General features: G+C 73.5%; 15 protein-coding genes. 14 read left to right on the forward strand and 1 reads right to left on the reverse strand.

The window, feature by feature from the left end; all coding sequences use genetic code 11:
• Positions 1-58: 58 nt before the first annotated feature.
• The gene (locus ACTHLI_RS01885) at positions 59-400 is read left to right on the forward strand and encodes an Rv2175c family DNA-binding protein (protein ID WP_440181129.1); all 342 of its coding nucleotides are present in this window, start codon (positions 59-61) and stop codon (positions 398-400) included.
• On the opposite strand, the gene ACTHLI_RS01890 is transcribed toward ACTHLI_RS01885, so the two are convergent.
• The gene (locus ACTHLI_RS01890; protein WP_440181130.1) at positions 397-1,515 is read right to left on the reverse strand and encodes a polyprenyl synthetase family protein; all 1,119 of its coding nucleotides are present in this window, start codon (positions 1,513-1,515) and stop codon (positions 397-399) included. The two genes, ACTHLI_RS01885 and ACTHLI_RS01890, sit on opposite strands and share 4 nt — an antisense overlap.
• Before the next feature lie 89 nt (positions 1,516-1,604).
• On the opposite strand from ACTHLI_RS01890, the gene ACTHLI_RS01895 reads away from it, so the two are divergent.
• From ACTHLI_RS01895 to ftsZ, 13 genes are all read left to right on the forward strand, one after another.
• The gene (locus ACTHLI_RS01895) at positions 1,605-1,955 is read left to right on the forward strand and encodes a DUF3040 domain-containing protein (RefSeq protein ID WP_440181131.1); all 351 of its coding nucleotides are present in this window, start codon (positions 1,605-1,607) and stop codon (positions 1,953-1,955) included.
• 171 nt (positions 1,956-2,126) lie between these two features.
• Entirely contained in the window at positions 2,127-2,558 is a 432-nt protein-coding gene (gene mraZ, locus ACTHLI_RS01900) for a division/cell wall cluster transcriptional repressor MraZ (protein WP_440181132.1), read from the forward strand.
• Between the two features lie 125 nt (positions 2,559-2,683).
• A complete protein-coding gene (gene rsmH, locus ACTHLI_RS01905) occupies positions 2,684-3,676 on the forward strand; it encodes a 16S rRNA (cytosine(1402)-N(4))-methyltransferase RsmH (protein ID WP_440181133.1) in 993 nt (330 codons plus the stop codon).
• Positions 3,677-3,705: 29 nt separating this feature from the next.
• Entirely contained in the window at positions 3,706-4,152 is a 447-nt protein-coding gene (locus ACTHLI_RS01910; RefSeq protein WP_440181134.1) for a hypothetical protein, read from the forward strand.
• A gap of 130 nt (positions 4,153-4,282) precedes the next feature.
• On the forward strand, positions 4,283-6,028 hold the full coding sequence (locus ACTHLI_RS01915; protein ID WP_440181135.1) for a peptidoglycan D,D-transpeptidase FtsI family protein: 1,746 nt from the start codon (positions 4,283-4,285) through the stop codon (positions 6,026-6,028).
• A gap of 106 nt (positions 6,029-6,134) precedes the next feature.
• The gene (locus ACTHLI_RS01920) at positions 6,135-7,559 is read left to right on the forward strand and encodes a UDP-N-acetylmuramoyl-tripeptide--D-alanyl-D-alanine ligase (protein WP_440181136.1); all 1,425 of its coding nucleotides are present in this window, start codon (positions 6,135-6,137) and stop codon (positions 7,557-7,559) included.
• Positions 7,547-8,695, forward strand: a complete 1,149-nt coding sequence (mraY, locus tag ACTHLI_RS01925; RefSeq protein ID WP_440181137.1) for a phospho-N-acetylmuramoyl-pentapeptide-transferase — start codon at positions 7,547-7,549, stop codon at positions 8,693-8,695. The genes ACTHLI_RS01920 and mraY overlap by 13 nt, the downstream gene beginning before the upstream one ends.
• Positions 8,692-10,182: a UDP-N-acetylmuramoyl-L-alanine--D-glutamate ligase gene (murD, locus tag ACTHLI_RS01930; RefSeq protein WP_440181138.1), complete on the forward strand. Its 1,491-nt coding sequence runs from the start codon at positions 8,692-8,694 to the stop codon at positions 10,180-10,182. The genes mraY and murD overlap by 4 nt, the downstream gene beginning before the upstream one ends.
• 5 nt (positions 10,183-10,187) lie before the next feature.
• On the forward strand, positions 10,188-11,447 hold the full coding sequence (locus tag ACTHLI_RS01935; protein ID WP_440181139.1) for an FtsW/RodA/SpoVE family cell cycle protein: 1,260 nt from the start codon (positions 10,188-10,190) through the stop codon (positions 11,445-11,447).
• A complete protein-coding gene (locus tag ACTHLI_RS01940) occupies positions 11,444-12,535 on the forward strand; it encodes a UDP-N-acetylglucosamine--N-acetylmuramyl-(pentapeptide) pyrophosphoryl-undecaprenol N-acetylglucosamine transferase (protein ID WP_440181140.1) in 1,092 nt (363 codons plus the stop codon). The genes ACTHLI_RS01935 and ACTHLI_RS01940 overlap by 4 nt, the downstream gene beginning before the upstream one ends.
• Positions 12,532-13,938 (forward strand): UDP-N-acetylmuramate--L-alanine ligase, encoded by a 1,407-nt coding sequence (murC, locus tag ACTHLI_RS01945; RefSeq protein ID WP_440181141.1) that lies wholly within the window; start codon positions 12,532-12,534, stop codon positions 13,936-13,938. The genes ACTHLI_RS01940 and murC overlap by 4 nt, the downstream gene beginning before the upstream one ends.
• Entirely contained in the window at positions 13,935-14,825 is an 891-nt protein-coding gene (locus ACTHLI_RS01950; RefSeq protein WP_440181142.1) for a cell division protein FtsQ/DivIB, read from the forward strand. The genes murC and ACTHLI_RS01950 overlap by 4 nt, the downstream gene beginning before the upstream one ends.
• A gap of 156 nt (positions 14,826-14,981) precedes the next feature.
• On the forward strand, positions 14,982-16,184 hold the full coding sequence (gene ftsZ / locus ACTHLI_RS01955) for a cell division protein FtsZ (protein ID WP_440181143.1): 1,203 nt from the start codon (positions 14,982-14,984) through the stop codon (positions 16,182-16,184).
• The last annotated feature ends 209 nt before the right edge of the window (positions 16,185-16,393 follow it).

Raw genomic sequence — 16,393 nt, forward strand, 5'->3', positions numbered from 1 at the left:
GGGCGGTGCGCCACGGGGCGGATCGTGCCCCCAGTTCGAGCCCTGGCATGCTGGTGACGTGAGCACCGAGGAAGAGCGCACCTGGCTGACCGTGCCCGATCTCGCCGAGCGGCTGGGGCTGACGCCGAGCCGCGTCCGCCGGCTCATCGAGGACCGGCATCTGCTCGCGGTGCGCCGGGACGGCGTGCTCCGGGTCCCGGAGGTGTTCCTGACGGAGGAGGGACCGCTGCCCGAGCTTCGCGGCACGGCGATCCTCCTCGCAGACAGCGGCTTCAGCGACGACGCGGCCGTCCAGTGGCTCCTCGAGCCGGAGGAGAGCCTCGGGACGGCGCCGATCGACGCGCTGCACGGCGGCCGCAAGGCCGAGGTGCGCCGCGTGGCGCAGGCCCTCGCCCTCTAGGACGCGCGGACGCTGATCGACTCCGCGAGCCGGGTGAGCGCGTCGCGCGCATCGGCGGTCAGCGGCGCCCCGTCGAGCGCCTCGAGGGCCAGGTCCACGTTCTCCGTGATCATGCGCTCGACCTCGTCGATCGCCCCTGAGGCCCGGATCGTCTCCTGGAGCATGCGGATCTGCTCGCCCGTGAGCTCGGGATCGCCGAGCAGCTCGTCGACGGTCCGGCGGGCGGAGGCGGGCAGCGCCTGGCGCGCGAGCGCCACGAGCACCGTGCGCTTGCCCTCCACGAGGTCGTCGCCTGCGGGCTTGCCGGTCAGCTCGGCGTCGCCGTACACGCCGAGGAGGTCGTCGCGCAGCTGGAACGCGATGCCGAGCGGCAGCCCGAACTCGCGCAGCGCCGCCATCTGCGCGAGCGAGGCGCCCCCGAGGGAACCGCCGATCGCGAGCGGCGCCTCGATCGAGTACTTCGCCGACTTGTAGGCGATCACGTTCAGCGCCGTGTCGACCTCCCGGCCCGGCGGCACGTTCGGCCAGGAGGCCTCCGCCACGATGTCGAGGTACTGCCCCGCGGTGACCTCGGTGCGCATCCGGTTGAACTCGGCTCTCGCCGCCTTCGCGTTGCTGCGGTCGGCGAGCCCGTCGAGCGAGTCGGCGAACAGCTCGTCGCTCCAGACGAGCAGCAGGTCGCCGAGCAGGATCGCGGACGACGAGCCGAACCGGGTCGCGTCGCCGAGGAAGCCGCCGCCGCGGTGCACCTGCTCGAACCGCCGATGGGCGGAGGGCGCGCCGCGCCGGGTGTCGGACGCGTCGATCAGGTCGTCGTGCACGAGCGCCGCGGCGTGGAAGAGCTCGAGTGCGGCCGCGACGCCGATCACGGCGGGCAGATCCCGGCGTCCGACGTCACCGAAGAAATCAGCGGGATCGTCGACGCCCTGCACGGACTGCCAGCCCCAGTAGCAGAACCGGGCCCGGAACCGCTTCCCGAATCTCAGAAACTCCCTCGAAATCGAGCTCATCGGCGCCGTGTCGTCAGCGATGGCGGCGAGAATCGGGGAGCGGGCGTCGAGGAACTCGTCGATCCGGGTCTGCACGAGGTCGACCAGTCGGCCTCCACTGCTCACACCGCCTAGCCTAGCCGCGCACCCGCCTTGTACACTTGCGACGCGCACGGCTGCGCGGCCGTTCCACCCCTGGGAGAAGAGGGATCCGGATGCCACTTTCGGAGCAGGAGCAGCGACTTCTCGACGAGATGGAGCGCAGCCTCTACCACGGCGACGCGGACTTCGTCGCGTCGGTCGGGCGCGCGAGCGGGCGCATCAGCTACGCGGCGGTCGTCGGCGGCATCCTGCTCGCCATCGCGGGCCTCGGCGTCCTCGTGCTCGGCGTCCTCCTGCACAACTGGTTCGTGGGCGCGCTCGGCTTCGCGATGATGTTCGGTGGTGTCCTCGTCGCCGTCGGCGTGCGCAGCCGCCGACTGCCCGCCGGGTTCGCCGCGAGCGGCCCCCGCCCGCGGTTCATGGACCGGCTCTCGCAGCGCTGGGAGCGCCGCCGGCACTCCTGACCCTTCCCGACCCGAACGAACGCCCCGCGGCATCAGCCGCGGGGCGTTTCGTCGTTCCCGGGGGAGCGGGGTGGAGGCGCACCCCTGCTCCGGTGGCCCCGGTGGAGGGAAGTGGAGTAAAGTGGGGCCCACCAGCGCCGCTGGTCCAGTGCTCAGCGAGGGGTCGGTGCCGTGTTCCTCGGTACCTACTCACCGCGGCTCGACGAGAAGGGGCGGATCATCCTGCCGGCCAAGTTCGCGGACGACCTCGCCGACGGCGTCGTCATCACGCGCGGTCAGGAGCGATGCCTCTATGTGTTCTCGAGCGAGGAGTTCGCCCGGACGCACGAGCGCATCCGGCAGGCCCCCGTCACGAGCCGCGAGGCCCGGAACTACCTCCGGGTGTTCCTGTCCGGCGCGCACGACGAGACGCCGGACAAGCAGCGTCGCGTGACCATCCCGCCCGGCCTCCGCGCGTACGCGGGCCTCGAGCGCGAGCTCGCGGTCCTCGGCGTGGGCGACCGGGTCGAGATCTGGGACGCGGCGGCGTGGGAGCGCCACCTGGCGGAGACCGAGGACGCGTTCGCGTCCGTCGAAGGCGAGGTGGTCCCCGGGATCCTCTGAGCCGTGCTTCCCGAGTCCCAGCCGTGACGGGATCCCTGACACACTTCCCCGGTGCCAGGTGCCTCGTCCTCCCGCCCCTGGCACACTTCCCCGGTGCCAGGTGCGGACCACGGATGGGTATCGGGATGAACGGACCGGAGGAGACCGGGGGCCGCCCCTCCACTCCGCTCCACGTGCCGGTCCTGCTGGACACGACGCTCGACCTGCTCGCGCCCGCCCTCGAGCGGGCCGAGCCCTCGACGGTGGTCGATGCGACCCTCGGGCTCGGCGGCCACGCGGAGGCGCTGCTGACGCGGTTCCCGGGCACCACCCTGATCGGCGTCGACCGGGACCCGGCCGCCCTGCGTCTCGCGGGGGAGCGGCTCGCGGGGTTCGGCGCGCGGTTCCGGCCCGCGCACGCGGTCTACGACGCGATCCCCGAGGTGCTCGACGAGCTCGGTGTCGAAGCCGTCGACGGCGTGCTGTTCGATCTCGGCGTCTCCTCCATGCAGCTGGACGAGGACGACCGCGGCTTCAGCTACGCGCGGGACGTGCCGCTCGACATGCGGATGGACCCTGGCGAGCCGCGGACCGCCGCGGACGTCGTCAACGGGTACGCCGTGCAGGACCTCGCGAGGATCTTCCGCGTGTACGGCGAGGAGCGGCTCGCCGATCGGTACGCGCGGGCGATCGGCGAGGCGCGGAGGACCACCCCAATCCGGGGCTCGGGCGAGCTCGTGGACGTGCTCGAGCGGGCGACGCCGGCCGCGCTGAAATCGCGGGGCCACGTGGGCAAACGCGTCTTCCAGGCGTTGCGCATCGAGGTGAACCGCGAGCTGGAGGTGCTCGAACGGGCGGTCCCGAACGCCGTCGACAGGATCTCCACAGGCGGCCGGATCGTGGTGCTGTCCTACCATTCCCTCGAGGACCGGATCGTCAAACGGGCGCTCGCCGCCCGGACCGTCTCGACCGCACCGCGAGGGCTCCCGGTCGAGACCGACGAGACGGCCCCGACCTTCCGGATGCTGACGCGGGGTGCACCCAAGGCGGCGGAAGCGGAGGTCGAGAGGAACCCGAGGGCCGCATCCGTGCGGCTCCGGGCGGCGGAGCGGATCCGGGGGGATCACCGCGCCGTCTGACACGGATGTCGCACAGTTGGGGGACTGTCTTGAGCACCGCGTACGCGTACGACCCTGTCCGTCGGCCCGGGCCCATCGCCCCGCCGGCACGACCACTGCCGGTCCGGCCCGTCGAGAGCGAGCCGTCGACCGAGCGCGCGCTCGGCACCGCGGCCGCGACGCGCGTCTCGCCGGCGACCCGCCCGCGGGTCCTCGCCGGCGCCGTCGTCCTCGGCGGCGCGGTGTGCGTCGTCGTGGCGCAGCTGCTGCTGTCGATCGGCACGGCGCACGGCGCCTACCGGCTCGCCGAGCTGCAGCAGCGCTCCGACGTGCTGTCGCACCAGCAGCAGGTGCAGACGGAGGCGCTGCAGTCGCTCGCCGCTCCGCAGCACCTCGCCGCCAGGGCCGCTGCGCTCGGCATGGTGCCGGAGGACTCGGCCGCCTACCTCGACGCCCGGACCGGCGCGGTCCTCGGCAGCGCGGCGCCCGCTCGCTGAGCGGACGGCACGCGGCGGGAGGGCGGCCGGAGCGCCGCGTCTCCCGGGAACCCGCCGCGCCTCCGCCGTCCGTCGGACGACGTCGCCTAGGTTCGGCCCTTCCGGCAGCGGACCGGTGGAACGGAGGAGCATGGAGGGGCACCGGCGACGCGCGCGATGGCGGCCCGCCTTCGTCCTGCTGACCGTGCTGCTCCTCGCCGGCGTGTTCCTCGTCCGGCTCACGGACGTGCAGGTCGTGCAGGCGGACGCGCTGCGGAAGGCGTCGAAGGACCGCCGCAGCATCAGCACCGTCCTGCCGGGGCCCCGGGGTGACATCGTCGACGCCGACGGCACGGTCCTCGCCACCACTGTCACGCGGTACCGCATCACCGCGGTGCCCTGGATCGCCGCGAAGGCCGGCCACGTGGACCGGGCCGCAGCGAGGATCGCCGCGGCGCTCGGCGTCCCCGCCGCCCCGATCCAGCAGGCGCTCACCGCGCACCCGAAGGCGAGCTACGCGCTGCTCGCGAACGAGGTGACCTACGCCGCACTGCAGCGCATGCGGGCGCTCGGCCTCGGCTGGCTGTACTCCGAGGCGGTGTCGAAGCGGATCTACCCGGCCGGGTCGGTCGCGGGCAACCTGGTGGGGTTCGTCGGTGCGGAGCAGAACCCGCTCGCCGGCGTCGAACGCGGCTCCGACGCCTGCCTCGCGGGCACGCAGGGGGAGTCCGTCGCCGAGAGCGCACTGGACGGCACGCCGATCCCCGGCACGGAGACGGTCGTCAAGGCCGCGAAGCCGGGCGGCACCGTCAAGCTGACCGTCCAGCGGGACCTCCAGTACTACGCCCAGCAGGTGCTCGCGCAACGGGCCGCGCAGACCGGCGCGGCCTGGGGCACCGTCGTGGTGGAGGAGGTGCGGACGGGCAGGCTGCTCGCCGTCGCGGACTGGCCGACCTTCAACCCCAACGACGTGACGAAGACCGCGAACACCGACCCCGCCGCGCTCGGCTCGCGCGCGTTCACGGCGCCGTACGAGCCGGGCTCCACGATGAAGAGCGTGACCGCCGCGATGCTCCTGGACTCGGGCGTCGCCACGCCCGCCTCCCGGGTGGTCGCGCCCTACCGCCTGATCACGAAGGACGGCGCGAACATCAACGACGCGGAGGTGCACGGCAACGAGCACCTGACGCTGACCGGCGTGCTCGTGCAGTCGAGCAACACCGGCATGTCCCAGCTCGGCGGCAGGATCTCGGACGCGAAGCGCCTCGCGTACCTGAAGGCGTTCGGTTTCGGCAGCCCGACCGCCGTCGGCTTCGGTGCGGAGGCGGGCGGCTCCTTCGGTGCGCACGCGCCGAACTGGGGGCCGCAGAGCCACTACGCCACGATGTTCGGCCAGGGCCTCACCGCGACCGCGGTACAGATGGCGAGCGCGTACCAGACCATCGCGAACGGCGGCGTGCGCCTGCCCGTCCGGCTCGTCGAGTCCTGCACGAAGGCCGACGGCACGGTCGAGCCCGTCACGACCGGCAGCCCGACCCACGTGGTCTCCGCGTCGGCCGCGAGGAGCACGGTGAGCATGCTCGAGAACGTCGCCACGAAGGGGTGGCTGGCCGCCGAGGTGAAGATCCCGGGGTACCGGATCGGCGTCAAGACCGGGACCGCGCAGGAGGTGGACGCCTCCGGCGTCTACTCCAAGCAGTACCTCGTGTCGCTGGCCGGCGTCGCGCCCGCGGACGACCCGAAGTACGTCGTCTACGTGGCGCTGTCGCAGCCGAAGAAGCTGAACTCGTCCCTCGCGACCGCGCCGATCTGGCAGAAGGTGATGGCGAGAGCCCTGCAGACGGGCGGCGTCGTGCCGTCCGGTTCGACGTCGCCGGACCTGCCGGCCACGTGGTGACACGGGTCGGTCGGCGGCGATCCTCTACGCTGGACCCCCGGTTGCAAGACCAGCGGGAGGTAACCGGGATGGATACGGCGAACTCGACCATGAGCAGTCCCGACCGGTGATCCCGCTCACGCTCCGCGAGGTGGCCGCCGCCGTCGGCGGCGAGGTGGTCCCGGCCGCCGCGGCCGACACGGTGGTGTCGGGTGCGGTCGAGACCGACTCCCGGCAGATCGAGCCGGGCGGCGTGTTCGTCGCGCGCGTCGGCGAATCGATGGACGGGCACGACTTCGCCGCGGCGGCGCTCGAGCGCGGCGCCGCGCTCCTCGTCGTCGAGCGCGCCCTCGATCTCGACGTGCCGCAGGTCGTCGTCGCGGACGGGACGCTCGCGCTCGCGGCGCTGGCGAAGGAGGTCGTCGCGCGCGTCCGCACCGACGGCCGGCTGCGCGTGATCGGCATCACCGGCTCCAACGGGAAGACCACGACCAAGAACCTGCTGCGCGAGATCCTCGGGCGGGTCGGCCCGACGGTCGCGTCGCACGCGTCGTTCAACAACGCGGTCGGCGGCCCGATGACCATGCTGCGCGTGCAGCACGACACCGAGTTCCTCGTCGCCGAGATGGGCGCCTCGGCCGCGGGCGACATCGCCAGGCTCGTCGCGCTCGCGAAGCCCGACGTCGGCGTGGTGCTCAAGGTGGGGCTCGCCCACGCCGGCGGCTTCGGGAGCATCGAGGGCACCGCGAGGGCGAAGTCCGAGATGGTGACCGACCTCACCGAGTCGGACGTCGCGGTCCTGAACCGCGACGACCCCCGCGTCGCCGCGATGGCCGAGCGGACCCGGGCCCGCGTCGCGTGGTTCGGCCTGTCCGCCGATCCGCGCGAGGGCGGCACCTCGGCGGACGACGTGGACGCGACCGCGTCCGGCACGCGGTTCGCCCTCGTGCTGCCCGGCGGCGAGCGCCGCACCGTCTCGTTCCGCGTGCTCGGCGAGCACCACGTGTCGAACGCGATGGCCGCGGCCGCGGCCGCCACGGCGCTCGGCGTCGACGCCGACACGATCGTGGCGGGCCTCGAAGCCGTGGCGAAGGCGGAGCGCTGGCGGATGGAGATCCTCGCGACCGACCCCGTCACGGTGATCAACGACGCCTACAACGCCTCCCCGGACTCGATGGCCGCTGCGCTGAAGACCCTGGTGCAGGTGGCGCCGGGGCGGTCGGTCGCGGTGCTCGGCGCCATGAGCGAGCTCGGTGAGTCCGCCGACGAGGAGCACGACCGCATCGGGCTGCTCGTCGTGCGGCTGAACGTCGGCCAGCTCGTCGTCGTCGGGCCGGAGGCGCGGCGCATCCACCTCGAGGCGACGGCGCAGGGCTCCTGGGACGGCGAGAGCGTGTACGCCGAGACGCAGGAGGAGGCGGAGGCGCTGCTCGAGGTCCTCCTGCGCCCCGGCGACACCGTGCTCGTGAAGTCGTCGAACGCCGCGGGCCTGCGCCACCTGGGCGACCGGCTCGGTGCGCGGTGGGGAGGTGCCGCCTCGTGCAGTCCCTGATCACCGGAGCCGCCGTCTCGCTGCTCTTCACACTGTTCCTCACCCCGCTCTTCATCCGGCTGTTCCACCGCCTGCAGTGGGGGCAGTTCATCCGCGACGACGGCCCGGTGAGCCACCACGCCAAGCGGGGCACCGCGACCATGGGCGGGGTCGTGTTCATCCTCGCCTCGGTGGTGGGGTACTTCGTCGGCCACCTGAACGAGCTCTCCGGCATCACGGTCTCCGGCCTGCTCGTCCTGTTCCTCATGGTCGGGCTCGGCCTCGTCGGCTTCACCGACGACCTCCTGAAGACGCGCAACCAGCGCAGCCTGGGGCTCGGCGGCTGGGCCAAGATCGCCGGGCAGGTGATCGTGGCGACGGTCTTCGCGGTCCTGGTGCTCCAGTTCCCGAAGACCGCGATCGGCGCGGGCGGCAACCGGTACACCGCGACGCCCGCCACGACGAACATCTCGATCGTCCGCGACGAGTGGTTCGACGGGTCGGTGCTGAGCTTCACCACCCTGTTCGGTGCGACCGTCGGCGTCATCGTCTTCATCGTGTGGATCTGGCTGATCGTGGCGGCGACCTCGAACGGCGTGAACGTCACGGACGGGCTCGACGGGCTCGCGACCGGGTCGTCGATCTTCGCGATCGGCTCGTTCGTGATCATCGGCTTCTGGCAGTTCAACCAGTCGTGCTTCAGCCGGACGCTCATGGCGCCCGTCAACGTGCACCTCTGCTACAACGTCCGCGACCCGCTCGACCTCGCCGTCGTCGCGGCCTGCATCACGGGTTCGCTGATCGGCTTCCTGTGGTGGAACACGTCGCCGGCGCAGATCTTCATGGGCGACACCGGCTCCCTCGCCCTCGGCGGTGCGCTCGCCGCCCTCGCGGTGCTGTCGCGTACCGAGCTGCTGCTGCTGTTCATCGGCGGTCTCTTCGTCATCGAGCCCGGCTCGGTCATCGTGCAGCGGGCGTACTTCAAGCTCACGCGCGGCAAGCGCATCTTCCTGATGAGTCCGATCCACCACCACTTCGAGCTGAAGGGCTGGGCCGAGGTCACGGTCGTCGTGCGTTTCTGGGTCATCGCCGGACTGCTGGTGGCGACGGGGGTCGGGCTCTTCTACCTCGAGTGGCTGACCAGGGCCAACGCATGACGGCTGATCTCGCGCAGCTGCACTCCTGGCACGCGGCGGGATGGCGCGGCCTCCGGGTGGGCGTGCTCGGCGCCGCCGTGGTCGGCTTCGCCGCCGCGGACACGCTGGTCGAGCTCGGCTGCGACGTGCTCGTGGTGGCGGAGCGCGCGACGGAGGAGCGGGCGACGCTGCTCGAGGTCATCGGCGCCCGGCTCGCGCTCGGCGACGCGGGTGCCCAGCGCGACGCGCTCCGCGCCTTCGAGCCCGATCTGGTCGTCGTGAGCCCCGGCTTCCACCCGGATGTCCCGGCGCTCGGGTGGGTGGAGGAGGCGGGCGTGCCCGTCCTCGGGGACGTCGAGCTCGCCTGGCGCCTGAGGGACAAGGTCGGCACGCCCGCGGAGTGGATCACGATCACCGGGACGAACGGCAAGACGACCACCACGCAGCTCACCACCGCGATGCTCGTCGCCGGCGGCCTCCGGGCCCGCGCCTGCGGGAACATCGGCAGCCCGGTGCTCGACGCGATCCGGGAGCCGGACGGCTGGGACGTGCTCGTCGTCGAGCTGTCGAGCTACCAGCTGCACTGGATGTCCGAGGTGTCTCCCGCGGCGAGCGCGTGCCTGAACATCGCCGACGACCACCTCGACTGGCACGGCTCCGCCGCCGCCTACCGTGCGGCGAAGGGCCGCGTGTACGAGCGCACCCGGCTCGCGTGCGTCTACAACGTCGAGGACCCGGTCACGGAGCAGCTGGTCAGGGACGCGGACGTGGTGGAGGGGTGCCGCGCGATCGGGTTCACCCGCGGCGTGCCGAGGGTCTCCGAGGTGGGCGTCGTCGAGGAGGTCCTCGTCGACCGTGCGTTCCTCGACGCGCGGCTGACATCGGCCCTCGAGCTCACGACGCTCCATGCGCTCGACGAGGCCGGCCTGGCGGCGCCGCACGTGGTCGCCGACGTGCTCGCCGCAGCGGCGCTCGCCCGCGCCGTCGGCGTCGAACCGCGGGCGATCCGCGACGCGCTCGACACGTTCCGCCTCGATGCGCACCGCATCCAGCCGGTCGGCGAGATCGACGGCGTCCGGTTCGTCGATGACTCGAAGGCCACCAACCCCCACGCCGCCGCCGCGTCGCTCGGCGCGTTCGAGCACGTGGTCTGGGTCGCAGGCGGCCTGACGAAGGGGGTCGACGTCGCCCCGCTCGTCGCCGCGGTCGCCGCGTCCGACCGCCTCCGCGGTGTCGTGCTCATCGGGCGCGACCAGGCTGCGTTCACGGAGGCGCTCGCTCGACACGCGCAGGGCGTCCCGGTCACGGTCGTGCCCGACGTGGACACTGAGCAGGTGATGCCGCTCGCGGTCGAGGCGGCGCGGACCCTCGCCTCACCGGGCGACGTCGTGCTGCTCGCCCCGGCCGCGGCGTCGATGGACCAGTTCACCGATTACGCGGACCGAGGTGCTCGGTTCGCGGCCGCCGTCCGGGCGCTGCCCGGGGGAGGCGCAGCACGGACGGAGTGAGGCCGATGGACACCGCGCCGCCCGCCAGGACGGGCAACCCCGTCGTCCACCTCCCGGTCGCCCGCCGGCCGATCGTGCCGCGCGTCGGCCTGCCCTCGCTCGCCGCGCTCGGCGGTGGGGAATCGCTCGCGCTCGCCGCGATCACGCTGTTCCTCATGGCGTTCGGCCTGCTCATGGTGCTGTCGTCGTCGAGCGTGGAGGCGGGGGTCGCGGGCAACCCGTACGGCCAGTTCACGACGCAGGGCGTCGCCGCGTTCATCGGCGCGGGCGGCATGCTCGCGCTCGCGACCCGGTTGCGCACCGCCTGGCTGCCCCGGCTCGCTCCGGTCGTGTTCTTCGGCGCGGTCGTGCTGCAGCTGCTGACCGCGCTGACCCCGCTCGGCACGAGCGTCGGCGGCAACCAGAACTGGATCCGCGTTGCCGGGGTCAGCATGCAGCCCTCCGAGCTGGTGAAGCTGGGCCTCGTGCTCGTGCTCGCGTCGTTCTTCTCCCGGCGCCCCGGCGAGCATCTCGGGGTGCGCGGCATGCTGCCGCCGACGGCGTTCACGGCGCTCGCGATCGGCGCCGTCTACCTCGGGCACGACCTCGGGACCTGCCTGATCCTCGCCCTGATCGCGTTCGGCGGGTTCCTGATGGCGAACGTGCGCCTCCCCGTCCTGGTCGTGCTCGGCGGCAGCGCCGGCACGGTGCTGTGGCTGTTCTCGCAGACCCGCGGCTCGCGCACCGACCGGCTCGCGGCCTGGAGCAGCGGCTGCACGGACTTGCTCGGCACGTGCTGGCAGACGACGCAGGCGCAGTGGGCGCTCGCGAACGGCGGCCTCACGGGGGTCGGCATCGGCAACTCGGTGTCGAAGTGGTTCTGGCTCCCGGAGGCCGACAACGACTTCATCGCCGCGATCATCGGGGAGGAGACGGGCCTCGTCGGCCTGACCGTGCTGATCGGCTGCTTCGTGGCGCTCGCGGTCGTGCTGCTGCGCGTCGCGACCAGGACCCAGGACCGGTACACCCGGACCGCGGCCGGCATGACCCTCGCGTGGCTCGTCGGCCAGGCGTTCGCGAACATCGCGGTCGTCGTCGGGGTCGCGCCGGTGTTCGGGGTGCCGCTGCCGTTCGTGTCCGCTGGCGGCTCGTCGCTGCTCGCCGCCTGTGCCGCGGTGGGCTGCGTGATGGCCCTCGCCGATCGCCCGGTGACGGTCGCCGCGCCCCGGTCGCTCGTGCGCCCCGACCACCCGGCGGCCCGCGGCCGGACGGCGGGGCTGCGATGACGCGCTGGCTGCTCGCGGGCGGCGGGACCGCCGGCCACGTGAACCCGCTGCTCGCCGTCGCCGACCGCCTCGTCGAGGAAGGGGACGAGGCGCTCGTGCTCGGCACCGCTGAGGGGCTCGAGTCCCGCCTCGTGCCGCAGCGCGGCTACGAGCTCCTCGTGATCCCGCGCCTCCCGTTCCCGCGCCGCCCGAACCGCGCGGCCCTGCGGTTCCCGCGCGCCGTCCTCGGTTCGATCGCACTGACCGGCCGGTACCTCGCCGACCGCGGGATCGACGGCGTCATCGGGTTCGGGGGCTACGCGGCTGCGCCCGCGTACCTGGCCGCGCGCCGGCGGGGGATCCCGTTCGCGATCCACGAGCAGAACGCCAGACCGGGCATGGCGAACCGGCTCGGCGCCCGGCTGACCCACGTGGTCGGCGTGACCTTCCCGGACACCCCGCTGCCCCACGCGACGCGGGTCGGCATGCCGCTGCGGCGGGAGATCGCGGACCTCGACCGCGAGGCGCTCCGGAGCGAGGCGCGCGCGTTCTTCGGGCTGGACCCCGCCAGACCGGTGCTGCTCGTCACCGGCGGCTCGCTCGGCGCCCTGCGGCTGAACCGCGCGGCGGCGGCGAACGCCGCGGCGGTCGCCGCCTCCGGCTGGCAGGTGCTGCACCTCACCGGCGGCAGGAGCACCGAGCCGGATCCACAGGTCGACGGCTACCGGATGCTCGCCTACTGCGACCGGATGGACCTGGCCCTCGCCGCCGCGGAGCTCGCGGTGTCCAGGGCGGGCGCCTCGACGGTGAGTGAGCTGTCCGCGCTCGGGCTGCCCGCGGTGTACGTGCCGTACGCGGTCGGGAACGGCGAGCAGCGGTTCAACGCCGCGGGCGTCGTCGCCGCGGGAGGCGCGCTGCTCGAGCCGGACGCCGGGTTCACCCCCGAGCGGTTCGCGGCCGTGGTGCTGCCGCTCCTGAAGGATCCGGCCAGGGTGGCCGCGATGGCCGCCGCGGCGACCGGCGACGGGGTCCGGGACGGGGCGGAGCGCATGACGCGCCTCGCCCGCGCCGGGCTGGCCGGAGGCCCCCGCGTACCCTCGGGCGCATGACGATCAAGCCGGATCTCGGCGTGCCGATCCCGCCGCGGCTCGACCGGGTGCACTTCGTGGGTATCGGCGGATCGGGGATGAACGGCATCGCGCGGCTCTTCCTCGCCCGCGGCGCGACCGTCAGCGGCTCCGACCGCGCCCGGAACGCGTACACCGACACGCTCGCCGACGCCGGGGCGACCGTCAGCATCGGGCACGCGCCCGACAACGTGGGTGACGTGGACGCGATCGTCGTCACGAGCGCACTCTGGCCCGACAACCCGGAGCTGCTCGCCGCTCGCAGCCGCGGCATCCCCGTGCTGCACCGCTCCCACGCCCTGAAGGCGCTGATCGGCGACGACCGGCTGGTCGCCGTCGCCGGCGCCCACGGGAAGACGACGACGACGGGCATGATCGCGGTGGCACTGGACGCGCTGGGCGACGACCCGAGCTTCGTCGACGGCGGCACCATCAAGGACTTCGGCACCTCCTCGCGGCTCGGGTCGGGTGACGTGTTCGTCGTCGAGGCCGACGAGTCCGACGGCTCCTTCCTGCTCTACGACACGGCGATCGCGCTGGTGCTCAACGTCGACGCCGATCACCTCGACCACTACGGCACCGAGCAGGCGTTCGACGACGCGTTCGTCGCCTTCGGCTCGCGCGCCTCCGAGCTGCTCGTCATCAACGCCGACGACCCGGGCGCGCGGCGGGTGCGCGGGCGCATCCATGGCCGCGCCGTGCGCACGTACGGCGAGTCGCCGGACGCGGATGTCCGGGTCACCGGGATCACGACCGACGGTCCGGCGGCGGGCACCGTCACGGCGGACGGCGTCAGCGCCCAGGTCCGGCTCCGGGTCCCTGGACGGCACAACGTGCTCAACGCGGCGGGGGCGATCGCCGTGCTGCTCGGCCTCGGGCACGGCCTGGAGGAGGCCGCGCTGGCCGTCTCGCGGTTCGGCGGCACCGGGCGGCGGTTCGATCTGCAGGGCCGGGTGCATGGGGTGAGCGTCTACGACGACTACGCCCATCTGCCCGCCGAGGTGGACGCCGCGCTCACCGCCGCCCGCACCCTGGTCGGGGAGGGGCGGATCATCGCCGTCCACCAGCCGCACCTCTACTCGCGGACGCAGGCGATGGCGGGCCGCTTCGCGGAGGTGCTCGAGCGCACGGCCGACCACACGGTCGTGCTGGACGTCGACGGCGCGAGGGAGGATCCGGTGCCGGGTGTCACCGGGGCGCTCGTCGTCGACCGGTTCCGGGATCCCGAGCACGTCGACTACGCGCCGGACTGGGCGACCGCCGCCGGCCTGGTGGGCCGGCTCGCGCGGCCGGGCGACTTCGTCGTCACCCTCGGCTGCGGGTCCGTGTACCGCATCGTCCCGCAGCTGCTCGAGGCGCTGGGGGACCGGGCGGCCACCCCGTGAGCCGCCCTCCCGGCGGGATCGGCACGCCGATCCGGCCGCCCGCCATGCCGCAGCAGCACGCCGAGGCGCCGGAGCCCCGCGAGTCGATCCGCACGCTGCGGCTCGACCGGCCGCTGCCGCCTCCTGCCCACTCGGACCGGCAGGCGATCCGCGCGGCGGTCAGGGCGAGGAAGCGGGCGGAGGCCGCCGAGCGGCGCCGCCCGGGCGTGCCGAGGCGGCGCCGGCTCATCGCCGGGGGTGCCGGGCTCGGGCTCGTGCTGCTCGTCGGGTTGCCGCTGCTGCTCGCGTTCGGTCCCGTCTTCCCGGTGCGCACGATCCAGGTGACCGGCGTCTCGGGGGCGGCCGCCGGAGCCGTGCGGTCGGCGCTCGGCGCCGAGCTCGGCCGGCCGGTCGCGCTCGTGTCCGAGCAGGACGTCGCGAGAGCGCTGGCCCACGTGCCTGCGGTCGAGCGGTTCTCGCTGGTCCGCAGACCTCCCGGCACGCTCGAGGTGGCGGTCGTGCCGCGCATCCCGGTCCTCCAGCAGCGGACGGCGGCCGGCTGGGAGCGGCTCGACGCCGCGCACGTGGTGGTGTCGGTCGCCTCGGGGCAGTCGGGTTCGCTGCCGGTGCTCACGATCCCGGCCGGCACGACCGACGTCGCCGGCGCGTACGCGACGGCCGCAGCGGCGCTCCGGGCCCTCGGGACGAGCGCCCCCCGGGTGACCGCCGTCCGCGCGTCGGGCGCCGACGACGTGGTGCTGACGCTCGAGGGCGGACCCTCGGTGCAGTGGGGCGGAGCGGAGCAGGGCGCGGCCAAGGCGGAGGCGCTCCATGCAGCCCTGCGGCGGGCGGCACGCGGCGCCACGCAGATCGACGTCTCCTCCCCGGGCGTGGTCCTCACCCGCTGACGCGCCGGGTGCGAACGCGCGACGCGCGGCGCGTCGAGGTCCCACCCGGGGGCGCGTGCGCCTACCGTCGTCCGCAGCGGAACCCCTGATGAGCCAGACCTTCACCTTCAAGTGAAGGTTGAACCCCGCGACGAACTCCCCACCCGGAAGGCCCCTGTGACGTCCAACCAGAACTACCTCGCGGTCATCAAGGTCGTCGGCGTCGGCGGCGGCGGCGTCAACGCCGTGAACCGGATGATCGAGCTCGGCCTGCGCGGCGTCGAGTTCGTCGCGATCAACACCGACGCCCAGGCGCTCCTGCTGTCCGACGCGGACGTCAAGCTCGACGTGGGCCGGGAGCTCACCCGCGGTCTCGGCGCCGGCGCCGACCCCGAGGTCGGGCGCCGCGCCGCGGAGGACCACGCCGAGGAGATCGAGGAGGCGCTCGCGGGCGCCGACATGGTCTTCGTGACGGCGGGGGAGGGCGGCGGCACCGGCACCGGCGGCGCGCCCGTCGTCGCGCGCATCGCCAAGTCCATCGGCGCCCTCACCATCGGTGTCGTCACGAAGCCGTTCGCGTTCGAGGGCAAGCGCCGGCTCCAGCAGGCCGAGCGCGGTGTGCAGTCCCTCGCCAACGAGGTCGACACCCTCATCGTCGTCCCGAACGACCGGCTGCTCGAGATCAGCGATCGCGGCATCTCGATCGTGGAGGCGTTCGCGACCGCCGACCAGGTGCTGCTCGCCGGCGTCCAGGGCATCACCGACCTGATCACGACCCCCGGCCTCATCAACCTCGACTTCGCGGACGTGAAGAGCGTCATGCAGGGCGCAGGCAGCGCGCTCATGGGCATCGGATCCGCGCGAGGCGCCGACCGGGCCATCAAGGCGGCCGAGCTCGCCGTCGCCTCGCCGCTGCTCGAGGCGTCCATCGACGGCGCGCACGGCGTGCTCCTGTCGATCCAGGGCGGCTCCAACCTGGGCATCCTCGAGATCAACGATGCGGCGCGGCTGGTGCAGGAGGCGGTGCACGCGGAGGCGAACATCATCTTCGGCGCCGTCATCGACGACACCCTCGGCGACGAGGTGCGCGTCACCGTCATCGCCGCCGGGTTCGACGGCGAGAACTTCCGGGAGAAGCGCGATGCGCGCCGCAGCAACTTCGTCGACGCCGTGAAGCCCGCGACCGGGTCGGTCGCGGCGGCTGCGGCGCCCGCCGCGGCCGCGCAGAAGCCCGCCGTGCCTGCCGCCGACCACAACACGACCGGCTCGCACGAGTGGCAGCTCGTCGCGGACTCGACGACGCTCACCCAGACGAGCGACCTCGACTACGGCGACGACGACGATGACGACGACCTCGACATCCCGGAGTTCCTCCGCTGAATTCATTGCCGCGCCGCCGCCGCTGCGGCGCGGCTGGGCTGCTTCGCAGCGCCCTGAACGGGCGCTGCGGTACGCAGCCCGCGTCGAGCGGGCGCCGACTGTCCCGGCCGGGTGCGTTTTGAAGGGGTTTCTGCACCCCGAGTCCTCCGCGGGCCGAGCTCGGGGTGCAGAAACCCCGTCAAAACGAAGCCTCCGGCTACGGTCGTGTC

This window comes from Amnibacterium sp., assembly GCF_051956055.1.
Classification (GTDB): Bacteria; Actinomycetota; Actinomycetes; order Actinomycetales; family Microbacteriaceae; genus Amnibacterium.